The sequence below is a fragment of the Micropruina sp. genome (genome assembly GCF_047606365.1).
Lineage (GTDB): Bacteria > Actinomycetota > Actinomycetes > Propionibacteriales > Propionibacteriaceae > Micropruina.
In genome coordinates this window covers 1-26,118 of the sequence record NZ_JASGEN010000030.1, presented here as the reverse complement: position 1 = coordinate 26,118, position 26,118 = coordinate 1, and the positions used below count along the sequence as shown (strand labels likewise).

Below are 26,118 nucleotides of genomic sequence, written 5' to 3'. Positions count from 1 at the left end.
ATCGCGCCGACCCCGCAACCTTCGGGCGCGGCCCCGGACAACGCCACGATCCAGTTCGAGGTTCAATAAAATAGGGCCCGACGAAAGGGTGGACCCTTGAGCCTCGACGTGGTGCTGTTGGCCGGGGCCGCAGTGCTGCTCGCCGCTCTCGGTGCCGCACGTCTGTCGAGTTCGCTGGGTCTTCCCTCGCTGCTGCTGTTCCTCTTCCTCGGCGTCGGGGTGGGCATCTGGGTCGACTTCGACAACGCCTCGATGGCCCACGATCTGGGCTTCGCCGCCCTGGTGTTGATCCTTGCCGAGGGCGGTTTCACCACCAAATGGCGTGAGATCAAATCGGTGCTGACGCTGGCCGGACTGCTGGCCACGGTCGGGGTCGGCACCTCGATCGTCGCGATGACCCTGTTCGGGCACTTCGTGCTCGGCCTCGACCTGGCCACCTCGCTGCTGCTGGGAGCCATCACGGCGCCGACCGACTCGGCCGCGGTGTTCTCGGTGCTGCGCCGGGTGCCGATCCCGGGCCGGATGCGCGCCCTGCTGGAGGCCGAATCGGGCCTCAACGACGCCCCTGTCGTGTTGTTGGTGACCGCCGCGACCGCGTGGGCGCTGGGCGACAGCACCGAGGGCCCCGGCGAGATCCTCGGCATGGTCGCTTTCGAACTGCTGGGCGGCCTGGCGGTGGGGCTGGTCATCGGCTGGGTCGGTGCCCGGGTGTTGAAGACGATCGCGCTGCCGGCGTCCGGCCTGTATCCGCTGGGCGCGATGGGTTGGGCGTTGCTGGCGGACGGGGCCGGCGGCATGTTGCACGTGTCCGGTTTCGCCGCCGTCTACATCTGCGCCATGGTGCTGGGCAACGCCGACCTGCCGCACCGCAACGCCACCAAGTCCTTCGCCGAGGGCGTCGGCTGGGTCGCCCAGATCGGTCTGTTCGTGATGCTCGGCCTGCTCGCGCACCCGGAGCGGTTCTCACCCCAGGTGGTGATCGTCGGGGTGGCCGCCGGCCTGTTCCTCACCGTGATCGCCCGGCCGCTGTCGGTGGCGATCTGTTCGGTCTGGTTCCGGGTGCCCTGGCGAGAACAGGCGTTCCTGTCCTGGGCGGGCCTGCGTGGCGCCGTCCCCATCATCATGGCGACCGTGCCGCTGGCGTCGCCGCTGCCGCAGGCTCGTGACCTGTTCGACCTGGTCTTCGTGTTCGTCGTCGTCTACACCACGCTGCAGGCGCCGACGCTGGGCTGGGTGGCCCGCAAGCTCGGTGTGACCACCGGTGACGACGCCGTCGACATCGAGGTCGAGGTGGCGCCGCTGGACAAGATCCAGGCCGACTTCATGCAGATCAAGGTGCCGGCCGGCTCCCATCTGCACGGGGTGACGATCTTCGAGTTGCGGCTGCCGCCGAGCACGGTGGTGTCGCTGATCATTCGTGACGGGACGCCGTTCGCGCCCGGTTCGCGCGACGTGATCCGGGCCGGGGACGAACTGCTGGTGGTGGTCCCGTCGAGGTACCGCTACAAGGTGGAGACCCGGTTCAAGCAGGTCGGACGCGGTGGCCGGCTGTCCCGCTGGCGGGAGGAATCGGCCGAGTAGCGCGCCTCAGGAGTGGGTCGGCGCGGGCGTCGGGACGGCGCTGGTGCTCGAACCCGGAATGGTCGGCAGGCAGACCGGGCCGCTCACCGCGACGGACTGCTTGGGGTTGGTCAGCCGCCCCGCGTAGTCGTCGCCGAGCAGGACGTCGACGACATGATCGACGCGGCCATCGCCCTGCGTGGTGGCGTTCTTGAAGAAGCCCGCCACCAGGATGACTTCGGGATCGTTGGCGGAGTTGCCGACGATCACCGTGTTGGTGAGCCGCTGATCGGTGTTGTTGACCTTGAGGATGTTGAACCCGTAGGAACGCATCGCGCTGCTGACCCGCTTCGCCAGGCCGCCGCGCAGCCCCGCGTTCAGCACCCGCAGGGTGACGTGATTCGGGGTCAGCTTGCCGCCGACGTCGGTCATCACGCACGGCTCGGGGGGCCGGGGAGGGATCTGTGCGGTCGCGTTCTGGTAGCCCCAGACGCCGCCGAAGACGACGATCACAGTCAGTACGAGCAGGGTCAACGGTGTCTTGATAAACCGGCTGATCTCCCGCACGCCCACCAACTCCTTGTTCGGCCTCCGCCCAAGGTTACTTGAGTTCCAGGACGCGGGCGTGCATCGTCTGCCGCTGCTGCAGCGCGGCGCGCAGTGCGCGGTGCAGGCCGTCCTCCAGGTAGTAGTCGCCCTGCCAATGGATGACGTGGGCGAACAGGTCGCCGTAGAAGGTCGAATCCTCCTCGAGCAATTGCTCGAGATCGAGTGTCCGCTTGGTGGTCACCAGTTGATCGAGCCGGATCTGCTGCGGTGCGATCGCGGCCCACTGCCGCTGCACATAGCCGTGCTCGGGGTAGGGGCGGCCCTCGCCGACACGCTTGAAGATCACGGGGGCAGTGTATCGGGATCGACCTCCCTCGACCGCAGAGCACCAGGTAGCACAGCTTGCTACGATGGATCGATGAGTGTGAATCCCGAGATCAGCCAGCGGGATCTGCGGCTGCGTTCCCGCGAGATCATGGACGCTGTCGAGCACGGCCAGACGTTCACCGTGACCCGCGACGGCCGGGAGATCGGCGAGCTGGTGCCGTTGCGTCGCCGCCAACGGTTCGTTTCGCGCGTCGGTTTCGCCGAGTTGTCCCGGACGGCTCCCATGGTCGATCTCGACCGGTTCCGCTCCGATCAGGACGCGGTAGAGCAAGGTCTGGACGATCCCTATGCCCGGTGAAATGGCTCGCGGGCTGCTCGACACCAACATTCTGGTGCTGCGCCGCGGGATCGATCTGACCGAGTTGCCCGACCAGGTGGCGATCAGTGCCGTCACTCTCGCCGAGCTCTCCGCAGGCGTCCATCTGATCGAGGGCGACGACGCCGAGGCCCGCGCCGAACGTGCACGACGCGCCGATGTGCTGCAACGTGCCGAGAACGAATTCGACCCGATTCCGTTCGATGCGGAGGCCGCGCGGATGTTCGGCCGGATCAGCGCCGCCGTCCGTGCAGTGGGCCGGACGTCGAGGCGGCGGGTCGCCGATCTGATGATCGCCTCAGTGGCGGCGGCCGCTGAGCTGGCCCTTTATACGACCAACCCCGGCGACTTTGCCGGCCTCGACGAAATCGTCCGGGTCGTGCCTGTCAGGCGTCCCCTACAGTGACGTCATGTCGACCTCACCTGACGTAGCCGCGATCACCAAGGGCTACACCTTCGACACTCCCGCGATCGAACTCGGCGTCCTGGTGGACGGCGATCCGGTGCCCGACGCGAGGGTGCGGATCTCGCTGTCCATGCTGAACCGGCACGGCCTGGTGGCCGGCGCGACCGGCACCGGCAAGACCAAGACCCTGCAGCTGATGGCCGAGCAGATCGCCCGGGCCGGGGTGTCGGTGTTCGCCGCCGACATCAAGGGTGACCTGTCCGGATTGGCGCTCCCCGGGAAGTCGTCGGAGAAGCTGCTGGCCCGGACGTCCGCGATCGGCCAGGACTGGCAGCCGCACGGCTGCCCGGTCGAGTTCTACGCGCTCGGCGGCCAGGGTGGCGGCGTCCCGCTGCGGGCCACGATCAGCTCGTTCGGGCCGATCCTGCTCAGCAAGGTGCTCGGCTTGAACGAGACCCAGGAATCGACGCTCGGGCTGGTGTTCCACTACTGCGACACCCAGGGCCTGCCGCTGCTCGACCTGGAAGATCTGCGCTCGGTGCTGGCCTACCTGACCTCGGAGGAGGGCAAGGCCGATCTGAAGAACCTGGGCGGGGTGTCGTCGGCGACCGCCGGCGTCATTCTGCGGTCGCTGGTCACCCTGCAGACCCAGGGCGGTGAGGAGTTCTTCGGCGAACCCGAGTTCGACAGCCATGACCTGCTGCGCACCACCCCGGACGGCCAGGGCGTCATCTCGCTGCTGGAGCTGCCGAACCTGCAGGACCGGCCGGCGATCTTCTCGACCTTCCTGATGTGGCTGCTGGCCGACCTGTTCCACGACCTGCCCGAGGTCGGCGACGTGGACCAGCCCAAGCTGGTGTTCTTCTTCGACGAGGCGCACCTACTGTTCGCGGACGCGTCCAAGGCGTTCCTGCAGGCGATCGCTCAGACGGTGCGGCTGATCCGGTCCAAGGGTGTCGGCGTCTTCTTCGTCACCCAGACCCCTAAGGACGTCCCCGAGGAGGTGCTGGCCCAGCTCGGCTCGCGGGTGCAGCACCAGTTGCGGGCACATACCCCCAACGACGCGAAGGCGCTCAAGGCGACCGTCGCCACCTACCCGAACTCGGGCTACGACCTGGCCGAGGTGTTGCAGAGCCTTGGCATCGGCGAGGCGATCGTCACGGTGCTCAACCCCGACGGTGCCCCCACTCCGGTGGCCTGGACCCGGATGCGGGCACCGGAGGCATCGATGGATCCGATGGAGGCGCAGATGATGGCCGGCGGCGTCGCCCAGTCGGCGATGATGCGTAAGTACGGCCAGCCGGTGAACCGGGATTCCGCCTACGAGATGCTCACCCGCAAGCTGGAACAGGGTGCCGCCGCGGCAGCTGCCGAGGCTGACCGCGCCGCCCAGGAGAAGGCGGCCGCGGCTGAAGCGAAGCAGCGTGAGAAGGACGCCGCGGCCGCGGCCCGCGCTCAAACCCGGGCGACCCCGCGGACGACGTCCAGCCGTCCGGCAGCCAAGAGCGGCGTGGAGAAGGTGCTCAGCTCGCCGACGTTCTGGAACAAGGTGATCACCGTCGGTGGTGAGATCGCCCGCGGAATGATGGGCACCGGCCGGAAGCGCTGAGACACTAAGGACTTTCACTTGTAAGTGAAAGTCAGTATGCTGGGTTGGGTTCCTGCTACGGAGGTTTACCCGCCATGTCCACGGTGATACCGACGACCAACAAGATCTTGGCGACCGAAGCCGAGTCTCAGTTGGCCCGCGGCGTTCTGGAGACGCTCGTCGGCCCTACTGGTGAACTCTTCGTGTCCGGCTCGGCTCAGGAGTCTCGTCCGTTGCCGGTAGAGATCGGACGCCTCCTCCAGCGTGTGCTGGAGGCGATGGCGAGCGGCGCCGACGTGACGGTGATGTCAATCCCCAGCGAGGTGACGACGTCTGCTGCCGCCGCCCTGCTAGGTGTCTCGCGCCCCACGCTGATCAAGATGGCGCGCGAAGGTCGTATCGCTTCGCACAAAGTGGGGACGCATCTGCGTTTCCGTTCCGAAGACGTCCTCTCCGAGAGGAAGGCGCGCCGCGCGCGAGAGCGTCAGGCATTTCGCGAACTGCGCGAACTCGAAGAGGACTGAGGTCTTACGCTCAATGTCAGACGGCCCTTGTAGGGTCGGGCTGTGCTGGGGTTTGGGCCACATGGCGTGTTCGTGGATGCCAACGTTCTCTACTCCAGGGCTCGGCGTGATTGGTTGGGGTTGCTATATACCGTCCCCGACGTGCCGCCGTTTCAGGTTTTCTGGACGGAGGATGTGCTTGCCGAGGTCATCTACCATCTTCGGCGGAAGCACCCGGACTGGCCAGGAGGCAGGCTGAGTGCGATCCGTGACCGAATTGCCGAGGTCTTCGAAGTGGGACGCGTCGCCGACTTCCCTATCGATAAGAACTGGGCTGGAGTTGATCAGAACGACAGGCACGTGCATTCCGCGGCGCGCGCCTGCCAGGCTGACATCTTGCTGACGGCGGATGTCGGAGATTTCGATCATGATGCCGCGCCCTATTCCGTGTATGCGCCCGACGACTTTTTCACGTTGGTGGACGACTCTTCGCCGGAGTTGTTGAAGGAGGTAGCTGCCAGTGAGGTGCGGTACTGGCTCGCCCGAGGTCGTGAGCCGCATCTTCCACGGTCGCTTCGGGCGGCAGGTTGCCCGGTCTTCGCCGAGCGTGTCCGGTGTCATCTGCTGGCTCTCGATCATCAGTCCGAGCTGTTCAACGCAGAAGACTCTCCCATTTAAGTCACACAGGGCTTACGATATTGCTTGTCGCGGACCTCGCGGCAGCAACTAAGCGAGCCCCTCCACCGTCGCAGTGTCTCGCCGGCTAGCCAGCCGAGTGACAGGACAGCGGAGGGGCCGATGGGTGAGCGTGAGTACGGGCTTTACCAAGCCGCGACGGAGCACAGCGCCTGCGGGGTGGGCTTCATCACCCGCAAGGACGGCGTCCAGACCCATGACGTGATCGCGCTGGGCGAGCAGGCGTTGTGCGCGATTCCGCACCGTGGCGGCATGTCCGCCGAGGGTGTTGGTGACGGCGCTGGGGTCAGCATCGACCTGTCGGTGGACTTCTTCAGCGCGCTGGCCGGGCGACCGCTGGAGCGGGGCCATTTTGGCGTCGGCAACTTCTTCATGCCGGACGACCCCACCCAGTGGGACCGGGCCCGTGGACTGATCGATGCCGCGCTGGTTGAGGCCGGCTTGGTCACGCTGGCCGTCCGGGAGGTGCCGGTGGACGACTCGGTGCTGCGCCCGCGGGCGTTGCGCTACCAGTTGCCGATCGTGCAGTGGGTGTTCCAGCTCGCTGAGCCGGGCCACGCCGACGACCAGCGGGGCCGGATCGACCGTGCCGCGAACGCCGCACTGCTGGCGATCGAAGCCGAGGCGTACACCGACCCGGCACTGACCGGTCTGTATCCGCTGTCGCTCAGCGCTCGCACTCAGGTGCTCAAGGGACGGCTCAACGCCGGTGAGGTGATCGGCTACTTCACCGACCTGCGCGATCCGGTGCAGAAGGTGCGCTCGCTCTACTTCCACACTCGGTTCTCCACCAACACCGAACCGCACCCGACGATGGCGCAGCCGTTCCGGCTGATGGCGCACAACGGCGAGCTGAACACCGACCGGAAGAACCGGATCTCCGACGAGACCCTGGCGATCACCCGGCACCGCCGGATCGTCCGGCCGCCCGGCCAGTCCGACTCCGGCCGGCTCGACCAGACCCTGCAGAGCCGGGTGTTCGACGACGGCCTCGACCTGGTCGAGGCGGTGGTGTCGCTGATGCCGCCGGCCTGGGAGAACGACGTCACGCTGAGCCGCGACGTCCGGGACATGTTCGAGTTCTTCTCGCTGTACGAGGAGAAGAACGACGGGCCCGCGGCGCTGATCTTCAGCGACGGGGATGTGATCGGTGCCCGGCTCGACCGGCTGGGGCTGCGTCCGCTGCGCACCGTGGAGACCGACGAGTACCTGGTGGTGTCGTCCGAGGCTGGGCAGGTCGAATTCCCCGATGACCAGGTGATTCACCGGGGCCGGATCGAAGCCGGCGGCATGCTCTACCACGACCACCGGCTGGGCCGGACGTTCCGCACCCGGGAGGCGCTCGACCTGCTGGCCGCCCGTCGCGACTACGCGGCGCTGCTGGACGACGCCCGGGTCGATGTCGCCGCACTGCCCGCGCCCGCCTTCGATCGCAGCACCACCACTCTGGGTTACACCGGCGACCTCAGCCTGGCCGGCCGCTACGTCGCCTATTCGCTCAACCAGGAGAGCTTCCGGTTCATGATGGACCCGATGCTCGCCGACGGCGCAGAGCGGATCAGCGCGATGGGCTACGGCAACGCGATCAACGCCCTCTCCGACCAGGAGGGCGGCGTGGCGAAGTACTTCTCGCAGCGCTTCGCCCAGGTCACCAATCCGCCGCTGGACTCGTTGCGTGAGGCGGACGGGATGAGCATGCGGGTCGCGCTCGGCGCCAAACCGGACGGCGGCGAGCAGCACCGCAAACAACTGGTGGTGGGTTCGCCGATCCTCGGCCACCTCGACATGGTGCAGTTGCGCGAGCAGCGGCTCACCCCGTTGCGCCGCTTCGATCTGGTGTTCGCGCCGCATCCGGACGACGCCGCGCGCAACGCCGCCTCAGTGGTCGCCGCCCTGGATGAGTTGTGTGACGCTGTCGCCGCCTTCGCCCGCGATGAGGGTGGGATCGCGGTGCTCACCGACCGGGAGATCTCGACCACTCGGGCGCCGCTGCCGCTGCTGCTGGCCATCGCCGCGGTCAACCAGCGGCTGATCGACGACGGTCTGCGGCTACGGGTTTCGCTGGTCGCCGAGAGCGGGCAGCTGCCGTCGTCGCACCACATCGCGGCGGCGCTGGGCTTCGGGGCGTCCGCGGTGTACAGCCTGAGCGCCCGGCTGCGGGCCGAGGAGAGGTACCCGTCCCCGCCGGCGCCTGCCGGTGAGGAGACTGAGACCGACCGGGCGTTCGCCCGGTTCCGCAAGGCCGCCGAGAAGTCGCTCGGCAAGACGATGGGCCGGGTCGGGCTGTGCACGGTGGAGAGCTACATCGGCGGCGAGTTCTTCGAACCCAACTACCTGGACACCTCCGATGAGGTGCTGGCCCGCTGCTTCCCGCACATGGCGGCTCCGGTCGGCGGGGTCGGGTTCAGCCGGATCGCGCAGGCGGCCGCTCAATGGCATGCCCGCGGCTGCGTCGTCGAGACCGAGTCGCAGGTGCCACTGCTCGGGCTGTTCAAGGAGCGTTCCGAAGGTGCGGGGCACTCGTTCGGCACCACCGCGGTGCGTGGCTTCGCCGGGATGACCGAGGAGCCGCGGCGCTTCGATGACGGTTCCGAAGAAGACGTGACCCTGGCCCGGCTCACCCTCGACCAGCTGGAGGGCGCTTTCGGGATCAGCGACGAGGCATACGCCAACAACGGCCTGGCCGCGCTCACCCACGAGCAGATCGACACTTTCCGGATCACCCCCGGCTACCGCGAGTTCCTGGCGGCGACCCGGGCCGAGCGGGCCCGCCGGCCCTCCGCCTTGCGCGACGTGCTGGCGCTGCCCGCCGACGTCGCCGGGCTGCACACGGCGGTGGACTTCGAGCACGAGCTGGCCCGGTTCTCGATCGAGGGCAACGCCAGCATCCTGGTCCGTGGGCTGGCCGTCGAACCGGTCGGGTGTGACCGGTATGTGATCCGGTTCACCGACGTCGCCGGCGGCGACGCCGACCGCTACGCGGCGTTCGCCGACTTCCTGACCGGCCACGACCCGGACGGCGTCCTCAGTGTGACGGTGGACGCCGACGCGCTGGAGGTTCAGGTGACCGGCCGGACGGCGGCCTTCCTCGGCCTGCTCGCACCGGCCCCGGCCAGCATTGGGCTGGACGACGTCCAACCCGCGCACCAGATCACCCGGACGCTGGCGTCCGGCGCGATGAGCCACGGCGCCCTGGTGGCCACCGCGCACGAGGCGGTCGCGCACGGCACCAACATGGTCGGCGGCATGTCGAACTGCGGCGAGGGCGGCGAGCACCTGTCCCGCTACGGCACCATCCGCGGTTCCCGGATCAAGCAGTTCGCGTCCGGCCGGTTCGGCATCTGGGCCGGCTACCTGGCCGACCCGATGCTCGAAGAGCTGGAGATCAAGATCGGGCAGGGCGCCAAGCCGGGCGAGGGCGGCCAGCTGCCGGCCGCCAAGGTGACCGTCGAGATCGCCGCTGCGCGCGGCGGGACGCCGGGCGTCGAGCTGATCTCGCCGCCGCCGCACCACGACACGTACTCGATCGAGGACCTGGCGCAGTTGATCCACGACTGCAAGGCCGCACGGGTGCGGGTGATCGTCAAGCTGGTGTCGTCCGAAGGCATCGGCACCATCGCCGTCGGTGTGGCGAAGGCGGGCGCCGACGTGATCAACGTCGCCGGCAACACCGGCGGCACCGGCGCGGCGGCGGTGACCAGCTTGAAGTACGCCGGCCGGTCGGCCGAGATCGGCGTCGCCGAAGTGCACCAGGCGCTGGTCGCCAACGGGCTGCGCGACAAGATCGTGCTGCGCTGCTCCGGGGCGCACCAGACCGGGCGCGACGTGGTGATGTCGGCGCTGCTGGGCGGCGACAGCTTCGAGTTCGGCACTACCGCGCTGATGATGCTCAAGTGCGTGATGGCGAAGAACTGCAACATCAAGTGCCCCGCCGGGCTGACCACCAACCCCGAGGTCTTCGACGGCGACCCGCGGGCGCTCGCCCAGTACCTGCTGAACGTCGCCCACGACGTCCGGGAGATCCTGGCCCGGCTCGGGCTGCGCTCGCTGCGGGAGGCCCGCGGACGTTCCGACCTGGCGCAGCTGCTCGACCATCCGGCCAGCGTCGGACGCCTCGACGTCCGGGCCATGCTGGCCCGGGTACCGGAGCGCCGGATCGACGACCCGGTCTACCTGGAGAAGAGCTACGCGGTCGACGATGCCCTGATCGACCAGGTCAGAGCCGCATTGATCGACCGGGCTGAGCCGAGCGTCGAACTGGACGCCGGCACGCTGCACAACAGCGACAAATCGGTCGGCGGACAGCTGTCGGTCGACATCGAACGGATGCTCAACCACGAGTTGGACGCCGACGTGCTGGCCGGCCTGCCGGCAGTGTTCACCGATGAGCGTGGCCGCAGCTATCTCGACGAGGGTACGGTGCGCGTCCGGACCAACGGCTCGGCGGGCCAGTCGTACGGCGCCTTCTGCAACGACGGCATCGAACTGGTGCACACCGGCACCACCAACGACGGCGTCGGCAAGAGCCAGTGCGGCGGCCGGATCGTGGTCCGCACCCCTGGCGGTGGTGGCACCGAACCCGGCGGCAATGTGCTGATCGGCAACTTCGCCCTGTTCGGCGCCACCGGCGGCCGGACCTTCGTCCAGGGCGAGGCCGGCGACCGGTTCGCCGTCCGCAACTCGGGCGCCACCGCGGTCGTCGAGGGCATCGGCGACTTCGGCTGCGAGTACATGACCAACGGCGCGGTGCTCAACCTAGGTTCGGCCGGCAAGGGCCTCGGCAACGGGATGAGCGGCGGCTTCCTCTACCAATACGACCCGGACGGCACCGTGCGCGGCCGGGTCAGCCACGATTCGCTGCTGGTCTTCGGCATCACCGACCAGGAATACGGCGGCTTCCACGCCGAGGCGGCCCGGCTGCTGCTCCGCTGGCACCACGAGGCCACCGGCTCCAAGCTCGCGGCGCAGCTGCTCGCCGACTGGGAAGTCGCCAGTGAGCACATCTTCTGCGGCATGCCGCGAGCGCTGTTGCTCACCCAGGATGCCGATGCGATCCTGGCCGCGTCCACCCGGCGGCAGCTGCTCGACGAACTGGCCACCTCGGTGGCCACCGAACAGGTCCGGGTGCTCAAACAGCACTACCGCGACGGGCGTCCAGTGCTCGACGGACGCGTCCCGGCCGGTGAGGCCGACGACATGTTCGGCCTGCTGTCGTCGTACACGGTGTTCTCGATCGCGAACCAGATCGCCCAGCAGCGTGGGCACACCACGGCGCGCACCCTGATCCTCACCGAGGACTTCTTCGTGATGCAGAAGGTGATGAAGTACCTGCGTGACCGGCTCGATCCGCTCGAGGACGCCGAACTGGCCACCCTGATCTCGTCGCGCCGGCTGACCGACTACACCCGTTCGCTGGAGCTGCGGAACGTGCGCGGAATGGACGCGCCGGGCACCTACGGCTGGATCCTGCACCAGCGCGCCCGCAACGAGGCGCGCACTGACCGGGCCCGGTTCGACCGGCTGCTGGCCGAGGCGGCGCTGAACGACCTGGCCGCGGACGCCGTCCGCAGCCTGGATCGGACGGCATGATGACGCATCTCACCGTCGACGCCCCGTTCAGCCCCGGCCAGCGGGCCTGGCTGGACGGCTTCCTCACCGGCCTGGTGGCCGCGCAACGCGACGAGGGCGGGGCGTCCGCCACCGCCACCCTCACCTTCGACGTGCTCTACGGCAGCCAGACCGGCTGCAGCGAGTTGCTCGCCGAAGACCTGGTCAACGCCGCCCAGGCCCGCGGGATGGCGCCCACGCTGCGGGTGCTGAACGACGTCGAACTCGACGACCTGACCCAGCTGGAACGGGTGCTGGTGATCACCTCCACCTACGGCGACGGCGAGCTACCCGACAACGCCGGGCTGTTCTGGGACGACTTCGGCTCCGAGGCCGCACCCCGGTTGGAGGACGTCCGCTTCGCGGTGCTGGCGCTCGGCGACACCGCCTACGACGACTTCTGCCAGGCCGGCAAGCTGATCGACCTGCGCTTCGAGCAGCTCGGCGCCACCCGGCTGCTGCCGCGGGTCGACTGCGACACCGACTACGACGCGCCGGCGGCCGCGTGGATCGAGCAGGTCCTCGACCTGCTGGCCGCCGAGGCCCCGTCCGTGGGTGCCGCGCCGGTGGCCGCGGCCGTGGCGCCGACACCGGCCCGGGAGCGCCCACGGTGGAACCGCAAGTCGCCGTTCCCGACCCGGCTGGTCGCCAACCGGTTGCTGTCCGGGCCGGACAGTGCCAAGGAGATCAGGCACTTCGAGATCGCCCTGGCCGACAGCGGCATCGACTATCAGGCCGGGGACGCGCTGGCCGTCGTACCGCTCAACGACGCCGCCCTGGTCGAGCTGCTGCTGGAGCGGCTCGGGCATGATCCCGACACCGTGGTGGGCGAATCGACGCTGCGGGCACAGCTGGAGCGCGGCTGGGAGATCGCCACGCCGTCCAAGGATCTGCTGGCGCTGCTGGCCGAGCGGGCGCCCGGCAGCGAGCTGGGCGAGCTCGTAGTGAGGGCCGAACGCGACGCGCTGGAATCCTGGCTGTGGGGCAAGGACACCCTCGACCTGCTGCACCTGCTACCCGAGGTGAACCTCGACATCGAGGATCTGACCAGGGTGTTCCGGCCGTTGCAGCATCGCGCGTACTCGATCTCGTCGAGCCCGCTGCACAGCCCGGACCGCATCCACCTGACCGTGGCCGCCGTTCGGCACGGCGGGCCGCGAGTGCATCACGGGGTGTGCTCGACGTTCCTCTCCGACCGGGCCGAGGACGCCGAGTTCGGCATCTTCCCGCAACCGAACGCGGCCTTCCGGCTGCCTGCCGACGACTCGGCACCGGTCATCATGATCGGCCCGGGCACCGGCGTCGCACCGTTCCGGGCCTTCCTGCAGGAGCGGGCCGCGCGCGGCGCGTCCGGGAAGAACTGGCTGTTCTTCGGCGACCAGCACCGGGCCAGCGACTTCATCTATGCCGACGAGATCGAGAGCTACCGAGCGAGCGGGCTGCTGACCCGGCTCGATCTGGCCTTCTCCCGCGATCAGGTGCAGAAGATCTACGTGCAGACCCGGATGCGCGAGCAGGCGGCCGAGTTCTACGCCTGGCTCGAAGACGGCGGCCACGTCTACGTCTGCGGCGACGCCTCCCGGATGGCACGCGACGTCGACCGGGCACTGATCGAACTGATCGCCGGGCAACGCGGCCGCGGCGACGACGACGCGGCCGAATACGTGGCCGCGCTGAAGAGAGACAAGCGCTACCTGAGGGACGTGTACTGAGATGACTGACCCGATGCCCCCCAACCCCGAGGGGCAAACCCCGGCTTGCCGCGCCGGACGCTGCGAGCACGGCTGCTCGCTGCGGCGGCTCTCGGTGGCGATGGACGACGTGCTGCGCACGCTGGCACTCCTCGAACACCCGGCAGCCATCACCGAGAACCAGGTGGCCCGGCTCACCCAGGTGGCGGCCTACGCCGACCCGGGCGTGCCCGGCGGACCGTTCCGGGTGCAGCCCGGCTGGGTGTCGCTCCGGCTGGATCCGGACGCCCTGACCGGCGCCATGCTGATCGAGCCGCCCCACGCCGAGCCCGGAGAAGCTCCGGTGCCCGAGCTCAGATTGTGCGGCGCCGACGGACGTCCGGTACATCGCTGCCATCCGCTGCTGCCCCAGGACCGGCTGGTGATCGAGGGACTGGTCCAGCTCGACGGCGGCCTGCCGGGCCCGCGACCGGAGGTATATCCGGACGGCACCAGCGGCACCGAGCTGCCCGACCAGCTGCAACGCATCGACGACCTGCTCACCTGGACCACCAACCGGACGCCGTTCCTGCCGCACCGGCACATCGAGCCGGGCGCGGTCGTCGACGTGTTCGAGCATGCCTGCGCGGTCGGGCTGCCGTTGGGCATCGCGGTGTTCTCCGACGCCGCCATGCATGCGGTGCAGAACACCGTGCAGTCGGTGGCTCATGCCGCCGGCGTCGTGGCGGTCGGCACCGAGGAGGCGATTCTCGAGATCCGTCCGGCGGACGTGCAGCACTGCCTGCTGCTGCGGTTGCACGGACCGCACGGGCCCACCTCGTCCCTGGAGTTGTACGACGACACCGACCGCAGGGTCGCGATGATCTCCCAATTCGGCATCGTGGAACGCGGCGTGCACGAGGGCTGGGAGCAGTTGGCCGGTTCGCTGCCCGAGTTGATGTAGGACTGGGACATGGAGATGACCCGGCTGTGGACGTCCAAGGCGGTCAGCGAGATCGGCTACGACGCCGACAGTCGCACGCTGCGGCTGGTCTTCCGCAGCGGTGGCCGCTACGACTACCTCGATGTCGACCCGGAGGTGTACCAGGGGCTGACCCACTCCGCCCACCCGTGGACCGAATGGCGCGAGCGGGTGCTGCAGCACGACTACCGCCGGCTGGACTGAGACGCACGATCGCCCCGCCGGTGGGCGGGGCGATCGACGTGGGAACTGCGCAACTGGGGCCGAGGCCGGATCAGTTGTAGAACGAGCGGACGGCGGACTTGTGCCAGCCGGTCCAGCCCGACGTGACACCGTTGTCGCTGCGCACGTAGAAGCGGATCTGCTGGTACATCTCCTCCTGGCCGGACTCGGTGTCGACCAGGGTGCGGTAGTTGTTCAGCGTGGTGACGCCGCGCGCCGAGAAGGTGCTGGTGCCGACATGGTCGTCGGGGTTGGGCCAGCCGTCCTCCTCGTACCGTTCCTGGGTGATGTAGGCGGTACGCCCGGACTGGCAGCTGACCGAGATCCGGTAGTTGAGCACCTTCACCCCGTTGGACTGGGTGTAGGAGTAGATCGGCGTCAGCGGTTCGACGGTACAGCCGGACGTGGTGTGCGCGTGGGCGTTGGTGGCGGCTGCGACGCCGAGTGCGGCGGCGGCGAGGGTTCCGGCGGCGATCCGACGGACGTTCTTGGTGAGAGTCATGGCGACTCCTTTCACGAGTGGCTGATGCCTTGATTCCCCGGGGCTGTTCCCCGTGCACCAAGATTCGCCGTCCGACCAGGGGTGACGCGTCTGCCGGGGGAGCGAGATCGGAAGGTATGTCCGCAGGCATACGGCAGTGGGCCGGCAGCGGTCAGTCGCTGTGGCTGTCCGCGTCGCGCATCTGGTCGATGACGGCCCGGATCTCGCGCAGATGCTGCGCCATCGCCTCGGCCACCGCGTCGGCGTCGCCGGTCTCCAGCGCGGTCAGGATGCGGGTGTGCCCGGCGTGCGAGATGCGCCGTCCGTCGCCGGCCAGGTGCGAATAGACCCGGGCCTCGACCGTCCAGGTCGCCACCAGCTCCCCCAGGGAGCCGAGCAGCGGGTTGCGCGAGGCGCGGGCGATCGCGGTGTGGAAGCCGACGTCGAGCCGCAGCGACTCGTCGGCGTCGATGTCGGCTGCGGCGGCGTCCAGCAGCGCCCGCAACTCGGCGAGCTCTTCGCCGGTGATCCGCTGAGCGGCCAGCCGGGCCATCTGCGGCTCAATGACCTCACGGAACTCCGCCGAATGTTCGAAGTCGTCATTGGCCCGCTCTAGCCGGGCGGCCAGCGAGGCGCTCAACGGCACCTCGCGGGTCACCCGGGTGCCGCTGCCGTGCCGCCGGACGATCAGGCCGGACGCCTCCAGCTTGCTGAGCGCTTCCCGCAGCGCGGCCCGGGAGACCGCCAACTCGACGGCCAACGTCCGTTCCGCGGGCAGCCGATCGCCCGGGGCGAAGGTGCCGGTGACGATCTGACGCTCGATGTGCCGGACGATCTCGTCGGCGACGGTCGCGCGAGACATGCGAAGTCGGCCCGCCTTCCGCTGGCGATGGGGGAGGCGGACGCTCGCCGCCTCCCCCATCTTGTCATCCCGGTTACGCGGACTGCAGCGCGGGCGCCGGGATGGTCTCGATCTCGGTGTCGGACGCCGAGGCGAACGTCTCACGCATCTGGTCGTAGTCGAGCTGGTTCTCCCAGCGGGACACGATGAAGGTGGCGACGCAGTTGCCGAGCAGGTTGACCGAGACCCGCATCGAATCCATCAGCCGGTCGGCACCCAGCAGCAGGGCCACCCCGGCGACCGGGAAGATGCCCAGCGCGGTGGCGGTCGCCGACAGGGCCAGGAACGACGAGCCCGGCACCCCGGCCATGCCCTTCGAGGTGAGCAGCAGGACGCCCAGCGCGGCCAGCTGCTGACCCAGCGTCAGCTCGATGCCGAACGCCTGAGCCAGGAACAGCAGGGAGATGGACAGGTAGATCGCGGCGCCGTCCAGGTTGAACGAGTATCCGGTCGGCACCACCAGCCCGGTGATCGAGCGCGGGTTGCCCGATTTGGTCAGCTTGGTCATGATCCGGGGCAGGACGGCCTCGGTGGAGGCGGTGCCCAGCGCCAGCAGGAACTCGGACCGGGCGTACTTGATGAATTCCCACAGCGGCACCCGGGCGACGAACCAGGCGATCAGGAACAGCAGGCCGATGAAGACCAGTGCCGCGCCGTAGCAGGCGGCGATCAGCATGGCGTAGGTACCCAGCGTGGCCAGGCCGTACTGGCCGATGATGAACGCCATCGCGCCGAACGCGCCGAGCGGGGAGACCCGCATGATCCAGCCCATGATCTTGAACACGATGTCCAGGGCGGCGTTGAGGAAATCCATCACCGGCTTGGTCTTCTCAGGACCCAGCACCACCATGGCGGCGCCGAAGAAGACGGCGAAGAACAGCACCTGCAGCAGCGAGTTCTCGGCGAACGCCTGGATGACGCTCTCGGGAATGACGTGCAGCAGGAAGGTGGCGGCGTCCGGGATCGAACCGCCGCCGGTCTTGGCCTCGACGTCGGCGCCGTTCAGGCTGGCCGGATCGATGTGCAGGCCGGCGCCCGGACGCACCACGTTGCCGACCAGCATTCCGAACGCCAGGGCGAAGGTGGACGCCGCCAGGAAGTAGCCGAGCGCCTTCACGCCCACCCGTCCGACGGACTTCACGTCGCCGACGTGTGCGATGCCGGTGACGATGACCAGGAAGATGATCGGCGCGATGACCATCTTGATCAGCCGGATGAAGCCGTCGCCGATCGGCTTCAGCTGAGACCCGATGGCGGGCCACAGGGCCCCGATGGTGATGCCCAGAACGATCGCCACACCGATCTGGAAGAACAACGACTTCCAGATCGGCTGCTTCACCTGGAGCTTCTGGTCGGGCCCTACCTCGTAGAGCCCTTCTACTGTCTTCGAGGTTGCCATGGGGGAGTCTCCTTCGAGGGGCTGAATGGTGCGGCACCAGCCCACTCCCACGGTGTTACGAGACCCGGCGCGACGAATCACGGCCGCGTTACGGTCTGACCACTTTCCCGCTACCCGGTGTTGCGCAGGCCGGCGGCGACGCCGTTGACGGCCAGCAGCAGGGCCCGCTCCAGCTGGGGATCGCGGTCACCGGCGCGCAGCCGGGCCAGCATCGCCACCTGCAGGTAGCTGACCGGGTCGAGGTAGGCGTCCCGGACGCTCAGCGTGCGCTTCAGGATCGGCTGGTTGTCGAGCAGCTCGTCCTCACCGGTGATCGCCAGGATGGCCGCCACCGTCCGGTCGTGCTCCTCGGAGATCCGGTCGAAGATGTGGTGCAGCTTCGGGTCGACCAGCGACGCCACATAGTGCCGGGCGACGTCCAGCCGGGTCTTGGTCAGCGTCATCTCCACGTTGGAGACGAAGGTCCGGAAGAAGTGCCACTGCTGGTACATCTCCTGGAGCTGATCGCCCAGGCCGGCGGCCACGGCGGCGTCCAGACCGCTGCCGACACCGAACCAGCCGGGCACGATCTGCCGCGTCTGCGTCCAGCCGAAAACCCACGGAATGGCGCGCAAACCCTCCAGACCCGAGCCGCTGTCGGGCCGCTTGGACGGCCGCGAACCAAGCTTCAGGGCGCCGAGCTGATCGACCGGGGTGGACTGCCAGAAGTAGGGCGGCAGGTCGGGATGCTCCACCAGCGAGCGGTACGAGACGAAGGCGGCGTCCGAGACGGTCTGCATGGTAGCGTCCCACTGGGCCAGCTGCTCGGCGCTCTGCCGCGAACTCAGGTGCAGCGTGCTGGCCTCCAGCACGGCGGCCAGCGTCAGCTCCAGGTTCTCCCGGGCCAGCGCGGGCAGCGTGTACTTGTCCGAGATCACCTCGCCCTGCTCGGTCACCTTGATCTCGCCCTGCAGCGAGCCGAACGGCTGGGCCAGGATCGCCTCGTGGGTGGGGCCGCCGCCGCGGCCGACGGTGCCGCCGCGACCGTGGAACAGCCGCAGCTGGATTCCGTGCGCGGCCGCCACATCGCGCAGCACCCGCTGAGCCCGGTGAATCTCCCACTGGCTGGTGGCGATGCCGGCGTCCTTGTTCGAATCGGAGTAGCCCAGCATGACTTCCTGGACGTCGCCGCGCAGTTTCACCAGGGCCCGGTACGACGGGTCGGCGAACAGCTTCTCGACGATCTCGCCGGCGGCCCGGAGCTCGGTGACGGTCTCCAGCAGCGGCACGAAACCGACCGTGGCGAGGTTCTCGGTGACGTCGACCAGGCGGGCTTGGCGGGCCAGCAGCACGGCGGCCAGCAGGTCGTCGGCGCCCCGGGTCATCGACACGATGTAGCTCTCGATGCAGGCCGGGCCGAACCGTTCGTGCGCCTCGCGGATCGCCTCGAAGGTGGTGTAGGTGCGGGTGCCGTCGGCGTCCAGTGGCGGCGGTGCCGGGGCCAACGGACGACGCTTCGCCAGCTCGGCGGACAGCACCTCGAAGCGCTCGTCGGCATTCAGCGACGCATAGGGGACGCCCAGCTCGCCCAGCCGGTCGAACAGCTGGCCGAGCGCGTGATGGTGCTTCTCGGAATGCTCCCGGACGTCCATCGTGGCCACCCCGAGCCCGAACGCGCTGACCGTGCGGATCAGCCGGGTGAGGCGTCCGCCGGCGAGCAGTTCGGCCGAGTTCGCGATCAGCGAGGCCCGGACCAGTTCCAGATCGGCCAGCAGCCGGCTGCTGCCCCGGTAGTCGTGGCCGGGGCGGTGCGGCTGGTCGTCGCGGATCCGGCGGGCGGTGTTCACCAGCTTCTGCCGCACGCAGTGCAGCTTGAGCCGGTACGGCTCTTCGACATGCACCCGGCGGACGTGCTCGTCGAGTTCGGGCAGCAGCTCCAGATCGGTCTCCAGGCTGGCCCGCAGCTCGGGGCTGATCCGGCGCAGCCGTCCGGACGTGGACACCTCGCCGATCACGCCGTCCAGCTCGGACAGCAGCACCCCGATGCCGACCAGATGCTGCCGGTCGAGCACCTGCAGCGTCGTCTCGGCGGTCACGTTCGGGTTGCCGTCGCGGTCACCGCCGATCCAGTTGCCGAGCGCCAACGGGGCCGCGGTGACCGGCAGGAAACCGCCCTGCTGGGCCACCTCGTCGGCCAGGTCGTCCAGCAGCTGCGGGACGGTGTCGGCCATCAGCGCGGCAGCGTAGAACAGTACGTTGCGGGCCTCGTCCTCGACGGTGGGCTGGTCGACCCGCAGCTCGTCGGTCTGCCACAGCGTCTCGATGATCCGCTTCAGTTCACGATCGCGGAGCCGTTCGGCGCGCGGGCTCAGCTCGTCCGGGGCCTGCAGCAGGGCGTCGCCGATCTGCCGCAGCTGGATCAGCGTGGTGCGGCGGCTCGCCTCGGTCGGATGAGCGGTGAACACCGGCCGCACCTGCAGTTTGGCCAGTGCCGTGGTCAGCGCGGGCGCACCCAACTCGTCGGCCACCTGGTCGATGGCCTGAGCCAGCCAGCCGGTGCCCTCGGGACGGTCGTCGAAGGTGCGGATGCGGGCCACCTGCTCGGCGATGTTCGCCAGGTGGAAGTAGGTGCGAAAGGCGCGGATCAGGTTGACCGCGGTCGGCAGGTCACTGGTGTTCAGCCGCCGGGTGAGGGCCTGCTGGGCCTTCCGGTCACCGGCCAGCGCCTCGCGGGAGAGCCGGCGGATCTCTTCGATCTGGTCGACGAGTTCGGGGGATTCCTGGCGGGCCAGAGTCTCGCCCAACAGATCGCCGAGGCGCCGGATATCGCGGCGCAGTCGGACGTCGTCGGGTTCGTCGAGGAATCCGGGCAAGGCAGCGACGTCGGTCACGGGCCCCTCCTTGTGCGGGTGGCGGATGACGACGCTGTCTCGGGCGACCCCAGGGTAGCGGTTCCGGCCCGGCTCAGCGCACGACGACCAGGCCCGAAGTGAAGGCCAGCGCGGTGGCCTGAGCCCGGTCGCGGCACCCCGTCTTGAACAGGATTCGCGAAATGTGGGTCTTGATGGTGCCGACGCCGACGAACAGCCGTTCGGCCAACTCGGTGTTGCTCAGCCCTTCGGCGAGCAGGGCCAGCACCTCACGCTCGCGGGCGGTCAGGCCGGCCACCACCACACCGGGGCTCCCGGACACCGGCAGGGACGCCAGCGCGGCCAGCACCTGCCCCGCCACAGCCGGATCGAGCCACACCTCGCCCTCGGCGACCCGGCGGATCGCCGGAGCCAGGTCGTCCGGATGCCGCTTCAGCACGTAGCCGGCCGCGCCGGCGCGCAGGGCCGCTACGACGTCCGGGTCGCCGTCGAAGGTGGTCAGCAGCAGCACCGGCGGGGCGGCGTCGGTGGCGCAGACGGCGCGGGTGGCTTCGATTCCGTCGAGCCGCGGCATCCGGATGTCCATCACCAGCACGTCCGGACGGCAGGCTTCGACCAGGGCGACCGCCTCGTCGCCGTCCGCGCCCTGGCCGACCACGCTCAGGTCGGCCTCGGCACCCAGGACGGCCGCGACCCCGGCCCGGATCAGCGCGTCGTCCTCGACGATCGCGACCCGGATCATCGGACGCCCACCGGCAGCCGGGCGGCCAGCCGGTAGCCGTCGTCGTCGGCCTCGGCCTCCAACGCGCCGCCCAGCCGGCCCAGCCGGTCCCGCAGCCCGGTCAGGCCGCGCCCCCCGGTCGGCGGCAGTGCGGGCGGGGTGCCGTCGGCACGGGCCGGGAAGTCGGTGATGTCCACCCGCAGCTCGTCGGCGCTCCAGGCCAGCGCGACCCGGCAGCGGGTACCGGTGGGCGCGTACTTCAGGGTGTTGGTGATGCCCTCCTGGACCGCCCGGTAGATCGCGGTCTGAGCCTCGGGGAGCAGTTCGACCCGGCGTCCGGTCTCGACGAAGTCGACCTGCAAGCCGGTCTCGGCGGCGAGCGCGAGGAGGGCGGGAAGATCGGCCAACTGCGGCCCGCCGGCGGCCAACGGTTCGCGGGGCATCAGGCCGAGGGTCGCCTGGATCTCCTCCATGGCGCGACGCGCCGCGGATTCGATGCCGCGCAACGCACCCGGATCGGTGACTCCGGCGGAGCGGGCTGCGGCGGCCTGCAGCAGCACCGTGGTGATCGTGTTCGCCACCCCGTCGTGCAGTTCCCGGGCCAGCGACAGCCGTTCGTGGTGGCTCGCCTCGATCCGCAACCGCTCCTGATCGGCCTGCCAGGCCAGCAATCGTTCGCTTCGCAGCGCGACGCGCCGTCCGGACGCCCACGCCACCCCGCCGGCGATCAGCGACAGCAGAACCCCTTGGGAGAGGCCGATCCACTTGCTGTCCACCGAGACCGACAGCACGTACGAGTGGGTGACCAGCGGCACCGCGGCCAGCCACCCCCAGCGGGCCGTGGCCGACCGGGAGTGCGCGGCGATGGCGAAGGTGGCCACCAGTAGTCCAGCCACCGGCTGCCACAGCGGGACCACCAGGGTGACCATCGCAAAGGCGAACTGCACACCGAACACCGCCAGCGGACGGCTGCGCCGCCAGAACAGTGCCGCGTGTGCAACGACAGTCACACTGACCGGCAGCCAGAGCGGAACCTGGCCGCCACTGATCAGCCGGGCCTCGCCGTCCCAGAACAGCAGGTCCACCGTGATCGCGGCGGCGACCACCAGCAGGCTGCGCAGCGACGCGGACATCAGTTCTTATGGCACATCGAGAGCCACGGGAACAGCATGCACCAGCCGTTGGCGAAGCTCGTCACGGGCCCCACCGTGCTCGGGGTGGCCAGCTCGATCATCCACATGTCGGCTTCGGAGGCCACCTCCCCGTCCCGCGGACCGAACTCACCGACGGCGCGCAGCTGGCTGTGCGGGGTGTCTCCGGACAGCCAGGCGATGCCCACCGAGGTCGGCGTGGCGCCGTCGCGGAGTGCGGCGGCGGCGTCCGGAGCGGCGAGGACCAACTCCTTGCTCGCCAGTTCGCCGCGGCCCAGCACCGAAGGCCGTGAGGCGCCCTCGAGCCGTCCGAACAGCACCACGAACAGTGCGGACAGCTCGCCGTCGCGAGGACCGGTGAGCACCGGGGCGCCGATGATCGATTCGAGGTCACGGATGACCTTGGAGAACTTCTTCGCCTGCTTCGCCATGGGAGGACTCCTGTGCGTCTCGGATGACACACAGGTGTCCGGCCGCCGCGGCGGTGATACCCCGGGTCAGGAAATCCGGATGCCGTACAGCTTCTTGGCGTAGGTACCGACCACCAACATGTTGTTGTAGACGGCGGGCGAGGCCTCGATGTTCTTCTCCAGTTGCAGCGTCGAGAAGTCCTTGCCGGTGTTCGGGTCGAACAGGTGCAGCAGGCCGCTGGAGTCGCCCTGGATGCCGTAGACGTGGCCGTCGGAACCCTGGATCAGTAAGGGGGAACTCCACGAGAAGGCGCCCATGGTGCGCTGCCACACCACCTGGCCGGTCTTCTTGTCCAGCGCCACCAGGTCACCCTGCTTCTCCGACGCCGTCCGCGCCATGGTGACGAAGACCAGGTCGGAGACGTCGCCGAACCCAAGCGCCGGGGTGGCCATCATGCCGCCGTTGACCGCGTTGTACTGGGCGTTGATCTCCCACTTCCAGACCTCTTTGCCGGTCAGCGCGTTGATCTTGCGGAAGGTGACCGGGCCGGATTTCGCGCCGTTGTCGCCCTCGCCGCGCTTGTCGAACTCGTTGCCGGTGTAGATGAACGGGCCATCGGGGGTGTTCTCCAGCACGATGGTGGCGTCGGTGTCGTCACCGGTCGGGAACACCCAGACGACCTGCATCGTGGTGGCGTCCCAGCAGATGATGTTGCCGTCGTTGTCGGGGGCGTACATCAGGTTGCGGTAGGCGGCCGCCGAGCCTTCGATGCCGTGCCGGGCGTTCGGGTCGCCGGTGTCGTAGCGCAGCTTGGTGAACTGCGGATCGACGCTGACCGTCTTGCCGGCCGGGTCGAATTTGGCGTTCAGCTTCACCTTGTAGATCAGGCCGTTCTCGGCCGGCTCCATCAGCGTGTCGGAGGCCGCGTTGACCAGCGCGGAGGAGTCGAAGGCACCCCAGTCGCGCGGCGCGGACGGGTCGGTGCCGTTCCAGCCGCTGACCTCCTTGTTCTGGATCAGGTCGAAGATCCGGTAGCGCCAGGTGCCGTTCTTGACGTCACCGTTCTCGTTGAGGCCCATCCCGGAGTAGAGCAGCGGGTAACCGCGCGGGTCGACCGAGCCGGTGCCCTTGAAGGCGAAGCCGGTGTCGATCGGCGGCTTGGTGTCCTTGCCCGTGGCCAGATCCATCCGGTAGACCTTGCCGTCGACCACCGGGTAGATCACCTCGACGAAGTTCTTGTCCTGCACCTGCGCCGGATCGAGGCCCATCGCCGCCTTGGTCTGCTGCGGCCAGTTGACCATCAGCGGCTGGCCCGTCCAGCCGGCGCCGGCCCAGTAGGAGCCTTCGGCCTTGACGTCGCCGGTGTCGTGGGTCCAGGCGATCTCCAACTTCTTGTTGGTGATGTCGGCGGTGCCGTAGGCGGGCGCATTGCGGTAGTTGTTGCCGCGGAAGGTGAGCACCCCGGGAACCTTGGTGTAGGTCTGCGGGTCGCCGAACGCCACCGGGCCGGCCGGGGTGTAGTTCGCGATCTGCTGGTTGTCGCCGTTGAACAGCTCCCAGGTGACGGTGCCGTCCGGGGCGAAACCACGGCTGAACTTGCCGCCGCCCAGCGCCGTGGGTGCCGTCCAACCGGGCAGCGTGTCGAGCGGTATCTGCAGCTTCGCCGGATCGGTCTGCGGGTTCACCGAGGCCGAGGCGGACGCCGTCGGCGAGTTCGGTCGCGGTGACTCGACGAAGACGTCCGGGGCGGTGCAGGCGCTGAGCGTCAGGGCGCCGGCCACCCCGACGATCGCGAGACCGAGCAGGGGACGACGGGGGCTGCGGGAGGTAACAGGCACGTTCGCGAGTGTAGGCGCGGCTCGCTGGTGGTCCCGAAACCCCACGCGGCGTGCCTTCGCCCGGCGAAACGTCGAGATCCCGGCGTCCGCCTGGGAACACCGGGATCTCGTTGCTCAGCTCAGAGTGCCGGCGGGGTGTTCCAGATCCGCTTGATGTAGTCCTTCATCGACCGGTCGGAGGAGAAGAAGCCACAGCGGGCGACGTTCAGGATCGCGGAGCGGGTCCAGGCCTCCGGATCGCTGTAGAGGGCGTCGACGCGCTGCTGGGCCTCGATGTAGGAACCGAAGTCGGCCAGGGCCATGAACCGGTCGTGGTGCACCAGGTTGGAGACCACCGGCTCGAAGGTCATCGGGTCGCCGCCGGAGAAGTGGCCGGAGGCGATCAGGTCGAGGGTGGCCTTCAGTTGCGGGTTCGACTCGTAGTACTCGCCCGGCTGGTAGCCGCGGGCGCCCAGTTCGGCGACCTTCGGCTCGTCCATGCCGAACAGGAAGAAGTTGTCGTCGCCGACCAGTTCGCGGATCTCGACGTTCGCGCCGTCGTCGGTGCCGATGGTGAGGGCGCCGTTCAGGGCGAACTTCATGTTGCCGGTGCCGGACGCCTCCATGCCGGCCAGCGAGATCTGCTCGCTCAGGTCGGCCGCCGGGATCAGCCGCTCGGCCAGCGTCACGTTGTAGTTGGCCGGGAAGAACACCTTCAGCCGGCCCTCGACCAGCGGCTCGTTGTTCACGCTCGCGCCGACGGCGTTGATCAGGTGGATGATCTGCTTCGCCATCCGGTAGCCCGGGGCGGCCTTGGCGCCGAAGACGAAGCTCCGCGGGGTGACCTCGGACGCCTTCACCTTGCCCGAGACGATCTGCTCGTACAGCGACACGATGTGCAGCAGCTTCAGGGTCTGCCGCTTGTACTCGTGCAGCCGCTTCACCATCACGTCGAGCATCTGGTCGGTGGGCAGCTCGATGCCGTCACGCACCCGCAGCCGGTCACGCAGCCGGATCTTGTTGGCCTGCTTGGCCTTGGCGAACGCCGCCCGGAACTCGGGATCCTCGGCCAGCGGCGCCAGCTCCTGCAGCCGCTCCAGGTCGGTCACCCAGCCCGAACCGATCGCGTCGGTGATCAGGTTCGACAGGTCGGGGTTGGCCAGCTTCATGAACCGGCGCGGCGTGACGCCGTTGGTGACGTTGGTGAATTTGTCCGGCCACAGTTCGGCGAAGTCGTTCAGCACCTTGTCGCGCAGCAATTGCGAGTGCAGGGCGGCGACGCCGTTCACCTTGATGCCGGCGACGGTGGCCAGGAAGGCCATCCGGACGCCCCGCTCGGGGTATTCGGCGATGATCGACATTCGACCCATCCGCAGGTAGTCGTCCGGCCAGGTCTCGCGGACCAGGTCGAGGAACTCCTCGTTGATCTTGTAGATGATCTCCAGGTGGCGCGGCAGCAGCCGTCCGAGCAGGTCGACCGACCACACCTCCAGCGCCTCGGGCAGCAGGGTGTGACAGGTGTAGGCGAAGCACTTCGAGGTGACCGCCCAGGCGTCCTCCCACTCGAAGCCGCGCTCGTCGATCAGGATGCGCATCAGTTCGGGCACCGCGATCACCGGGTGGGTGTCGTTGAGCTGGAAGATGACCCTCTCGGGCAGGTCGTGCAGGTCGAAATCGGGGCCCTGGCCGTCGATGAAGTCGCGCAGCGAACAGGCCACGAAGAAGTACTGCTGCTGCAGCCGCAGCTCCTTGCCCTGCGGGGTGGAGTCCTCGGGGTAGAGCACCTTGGAGATGTTCTCGGCGAAGGTCTGGGCCCGGACGGCCTGGGCGTAGTCGCCGGCGTTGAAGATGCTCAGGTCGAACGCCTGGGTGGCCTGCGCGCTCCACAGCCGCAGCGTGTTC

21 protein-coding genes are annotated in these 26,118 nt (G+C 68.8%); 10 read left to right on the top strand and 11 right to left on the bottom strand.

All coding sequences use genetic code 11. The features are described 5' to 3' along the window. Positions 1-96: 96 nt before the first annotated feature. Positions 97-1,581 carry a potassium/proton antiporter gene (locus tag QM624_RS04260; RefSeq protein WP_415089069.1) on the top strand — a complete coding sequence of 495 codons (1,485 nt, stop codon included), beginning with the start codon at positions 97-99 and terminating at the stop codon, positions 1,579-1,581. 6 nt (positions 1,582-1,587) lie between these two features. Here QM624_RS04260 and QM624_RS04255 read toward each other — a convergent pair whose 3' ends face one another. After that, the gene (locus QM624_RS04255; RefSeq protein WP_415089067.1) at positions 1,588-2,127 is read right to left on the bottom strand and encodes a LytR C-terminal domain-containing protein; all 540 of its coding nucleotides are present in this window, start codon (positions 2,125-2,127) and stop codon (positions 1,588-1,590) included. 34 nt (positions 2,128-2,161) lie between these two features. After that, positions 2,162-2,455, bottom strand: coding sequence for a type II toxin-antitoxin system VapB family antitoxin (locus tag QM624_RS04250; RefSeq protein WP_298130985.1), 294 nt, complete (start codon positions 2,453-2,455; stop codon positions 2,162-2,164). A 72-nt stretch (positions 2,456-2,527) separates the two neighbouring features. On the opposite strand from QM624_RS04250, the gene QM624_RS04245 reads away from it, so the two are divergent. The 9 genes from QM624_RS04245 (at position 2,528) to QM624_RS04205 (ending at position 14,468) form a co-directional block, all read left to right on the top strand. Next, entirely contained in the window at positions 2,528-2,794 is a 267-nt protein-coding gene (locus QM624_RS04245; RefSeq protein WP_298130986.1) for a type II toxin-antitoxin system Phd/YefM family antitoxin, read from the top strand. A gap of 1 nt (position 2,795) precedes the next feature. Further along, positions 2,796-3,218: a type II toxin-antitoxin system VapC family toxin gene (locus QM624_RS04240; RefSeq protein WP_415089065.1), complete on the top strand. Its 423-nt coding sequence runs from the start codon at positions 2,796-2,798 to the stop codon at positions 3,216-3,218. A 4-nt stretch (positions 3,219-3,222) separates the two neighbouring features. Further along, positions 3,223-4,827, top strand: a complete 1,605-nt coding sequence (locus QM624_RS04235) for a helicase HerA-like domain-containing protein (RefSeq protein WP_415089063.1) — start codon at positions 3,223-3,225, stop codon at positions 4,825-4,827. Between the two features lie 74 nt (positions 4,828-4,901). Further along, on the top strand, positions 4,902-5,330 hold the full coding sequence (locus QM624_RS04230) for a helix-turn-helix domain-containing protein (protein ID WP_415089061.1): 429 nt from the start codon (positions 4,902-4,904) through the stop codon (positions 5,328-5,330). 42 nt (positions 5,331-5,372) lie between these two features. Continuing rightward, positions 5,373-5,987 (top strand): PIN domain-containing protein, encoded by a 615-nt coding sequence (locus tag QM624_RS04225; RefSeq protein WP_415089059.1) that lies wholly within the window; start codon positions 5,373-5,375, stop codon positions 5,985-5,987. A gap of 120 nt (positions 5,988-6,107) precedes the next feature. After that, the gene (locus QM624_RS04220; RefSeq protein ID WP_415089057.1) at positions 6,108-11,594 is read left to right on the top strand and encodes a glutamate synthase-related protein; all 5,487 of its coding nucleotides are present in this window, start codon (positions 6,108-6,110) and stop codon (positions 11,592-11,594) included. Then, positions 11,594-13,324: a sulfite reductase flavoprotein subunit alpha gene (locus QM624_RS04215; RefSeq protein WP_415089055.1), complete on the top strand. Its 1,731-nt coding sequence runs from the start codon at positions 11,594-11,596 to the stop codon at positions 13,322-13,324. The genes QM624_RS04220 and QM624_RS04215 overlap by 1 nt, the downstream gene beginning before the upstream one ends. Position 13,325: 1 nt before the next feature. Beyond that, positions 13,326-14,246 (top strand): hypothetical protein, encoded by a 921-nt coding sequence (locus tag QM624_RS04210; RefSeq protein WP_415089053.1) that lies wholly within the window; start codon positions 13,326-13,328, stop codon positions 14,244-14,246. A 9-nt stretch (positions 14,247-14,255) separates the two neighbouring features. Next, positions 14,256-14,468, top strand: coding sequence for a KTSC domain-containing protein (locus QM624_RS04205; RefSeq protein WP_415089051.1), 213 nt, complete (start codon positions 14,256-14,258; stop codon positions 14,466-14,468). Positions 14,469-14,538: 70 nt separating this feature from the next. Here the strand turns inward: QM624_RS04205 and QM624_RS04200 are convergent, their stop codons facing one another. The 9 genes from QM624_RS04200 to QM624_RS04160 form a co-directional block, all read right to left on the bottom strand. After that, positions 14,539-14,988 carry a hypothetical protein gene (locus QM624_RS04200; protein WP_415089049.1) on the bottom strand — a complete coding sequence of 150 codons (450 nt, stop codon included), beginning with the start codon at positions 14,986-14,988 and terminating at the stop codon, positions 14,539-14,541. Between the two features lie 151 nt (positions 14,989-15,139). Continuing rightward, positions 15,140-15,829, bottom strand: a complete 690-nt coding sequence (locus QM624_RS04195) for a FadR/GntR family transcriptional regulator (protein ID WP_415089047.1) — start codon at positions 15,827-15,829, stop codon at positions 15,140-15,142. A 73-nt stretch (positions 15,830-15,902) separates the two neighbouring features. Continuing rightward, positions 15,903-17,267 (bottom strand): cation:dicarboxylate symporter family transporter, encoded by a 1,365-nt coding sequence (locus QM624_RS04190; protein ID WP_415089045.1) that lies wholly within the window; start codon positions 17,265-17,267, stop codon positions 15,903-15,905. Positions 17,268-17,377: 110 nt separating this feature from the next. Then, complete coding sequence (ppc, locus tag QM624_RS04185; protein ID WP_415089043.1) at positions 17,378-20,137, bottom strand: phosphoenolpyruvate carboxylase; 2,760 nt, start codon at positions 20,135-20,137, stop codon at positions 17,378-17,380. Between the two features lie 73 nt (positions 20,138-20,210). Next, positions 20,211-20,858: a response regulator gene (locus tag QM624_RS04180; RefSeq protein ID WP_415089041.1), complete on the bottom strand. Its 648-nt coding sequence runs from the start codon at positions 20,856-20,858 to the stop codon at positions 20,211-20,213. Further along, positions 20,855-21,970 (bottom strand): sensor histidine kinase, encoded by a 1,116-nt coding sequence (locus tag QM624_RS04175; protein ID WP_415089039.1) that lies wholly within the window; start codon positions 21,968-21,970, stop codon positions 20,855-20,857. The genes QM624_RS04180 and QM624_RS04175 overlap by 4 nt, the downstream gene beginning before the upstream one ends. Beyond that, entirely contained in the window at positions 21,970-22,419 is a 450-nt protein-coding gene (locus QM624_RS04170) for a hypothetical protein (RefSeq protein WP_415089037.1), read from the bottom strand. Before QM624_RS04170 ends, QM624_RS04175 begins: the two co-directional genes overlap by 1 nt. A gap of 66 nt (positions 22,420-22,485) precedes the next feature. Further along, positions 22,486-24,237 carry a PQQ-binding-like beta-propeller repeat protein gene (locus tag QM624_RS04165; RefSeq protein WP_415089035.1) on the bottom strand — a complete coding sequence of 584 codons (1,752 nt, stop codon included), beginning with the start codon at positions 24,235-24,237 and terminating at the stop codon, positions 22,486-22,488. A gap of 119 nt (positions 24,238-24,356) precedes the next feature. Further along, a partial coding sequence (locus QM624_RS04160) for a glycogen/starch/alpha-glucan phosphorylase (RefSeq protein ID WP_415089033.1) occupies positions 24,357-26,118 on the bottom strand: 1,762 nt, incomplete at its 5' end.

Excerpts from the sequence above, each read along its gene's own strand:
- QM624_RS04245 (WP_298130986.1), top strand. The coding sequence starts at position 2,528 with ATGAGTGTGAATCCCGAGATCAGCCAGCGGGATCTGCGGCTGCGTTCC.
- QM624_RS04240 (WP_415089065.1), top strand. The coding sequence starts at position 2,796 with ATGGCTCGCGGGCTGCTCGACACCAACATTCTGGTGCTGCGCCGCGGG.
- QM624_RS04235 (WP_415089063.1), top strand. The coding sequence starts at position 3,223 with ATGTCGACCTCACCTGACGTAGCCGCGATCACCAAGGGCTACACCTTC.
- QM624_RS04230 (WP_415089061.1), top strand. The coding sequence starts at position 4,902 with ATGTCCACGGTGATACCGACGACCAACAAGATCTTGGCGACCGAAGCC.
- QM624_RS04220 (WP_415089057.1), top strand. The coding sequence starts at position 6,108 with ATGGGTGAGCGTGAGTACGGGCTTTACCAAGCCGCGACGGAGCACAGC.
- QM624_RS04215 (WP_415089055.1), top strand. The coding sequence starts at position 11,594 with ATGACGCATCTCACCGTCGACGCCCCGTTCAGCCCCGGCCAGCGGGCC.
- QM624_RS04210 (WP_415089053.1), top strand. The coding sequence starts at position 13,326 with ATGACTGACCCGATGCCCCCCAACCCCGAGGGGCAAACCCCGGCTTGC.
- QM624_RS04205 (WP_415089051.1), top strand. The coding sequence starts at position 14,256 with ATGGAGATGACCCGGCTGTGGACGTCCAAGGCGGTCAGCGAGATCGGC.
- QM624_RS04200 (WP_415089049.1), bottom strand. The coding sequence starts at position 14,988 with ATGACTCTCACCAAGAACGTCCGTCGGATCGCCGCCGGAACCCTCGCC.
- QM624_RS04195 (WP_415089047.1), bottom strand. The coding sequence starts at position 15,829 with ATGTCTCGCGCGACCGTCGCCGACGAGATCGTCCGGCACATCGAGCGT.
- QM624_RS04190 (WP_415089045.1), bottom strand. The coding sequence starts at position 17,267 with ATGGCAACCTCGAAGACAGTAGAAGGGCTCTACGAGGTAGGGCCCGAC.
- QM624_RS04180 (WP_415089041.1), bottom strand. The coding sequence starts at position 20,858 with ATGATCCGGGTCGCGATCGTCGAGGACGACGCGCTGATCCGGGCCGGG.
- QM624_RS04175 (WP_415089039.1), bottom strand. The coding sequence starts at position 21,970 with ATGTCCGCGTCGCTGCGCAGCCTGCTGGTGGTCGCCGCCGCGATCACG.
- QM624_RS04170 (WP_415089037.1), bottom strand. The coding sequence starts at position 22,419 with ATGGCGAAGCAGGCGAAGAAGTTCTCCAAGGTCATCCGTGACCTCGAA.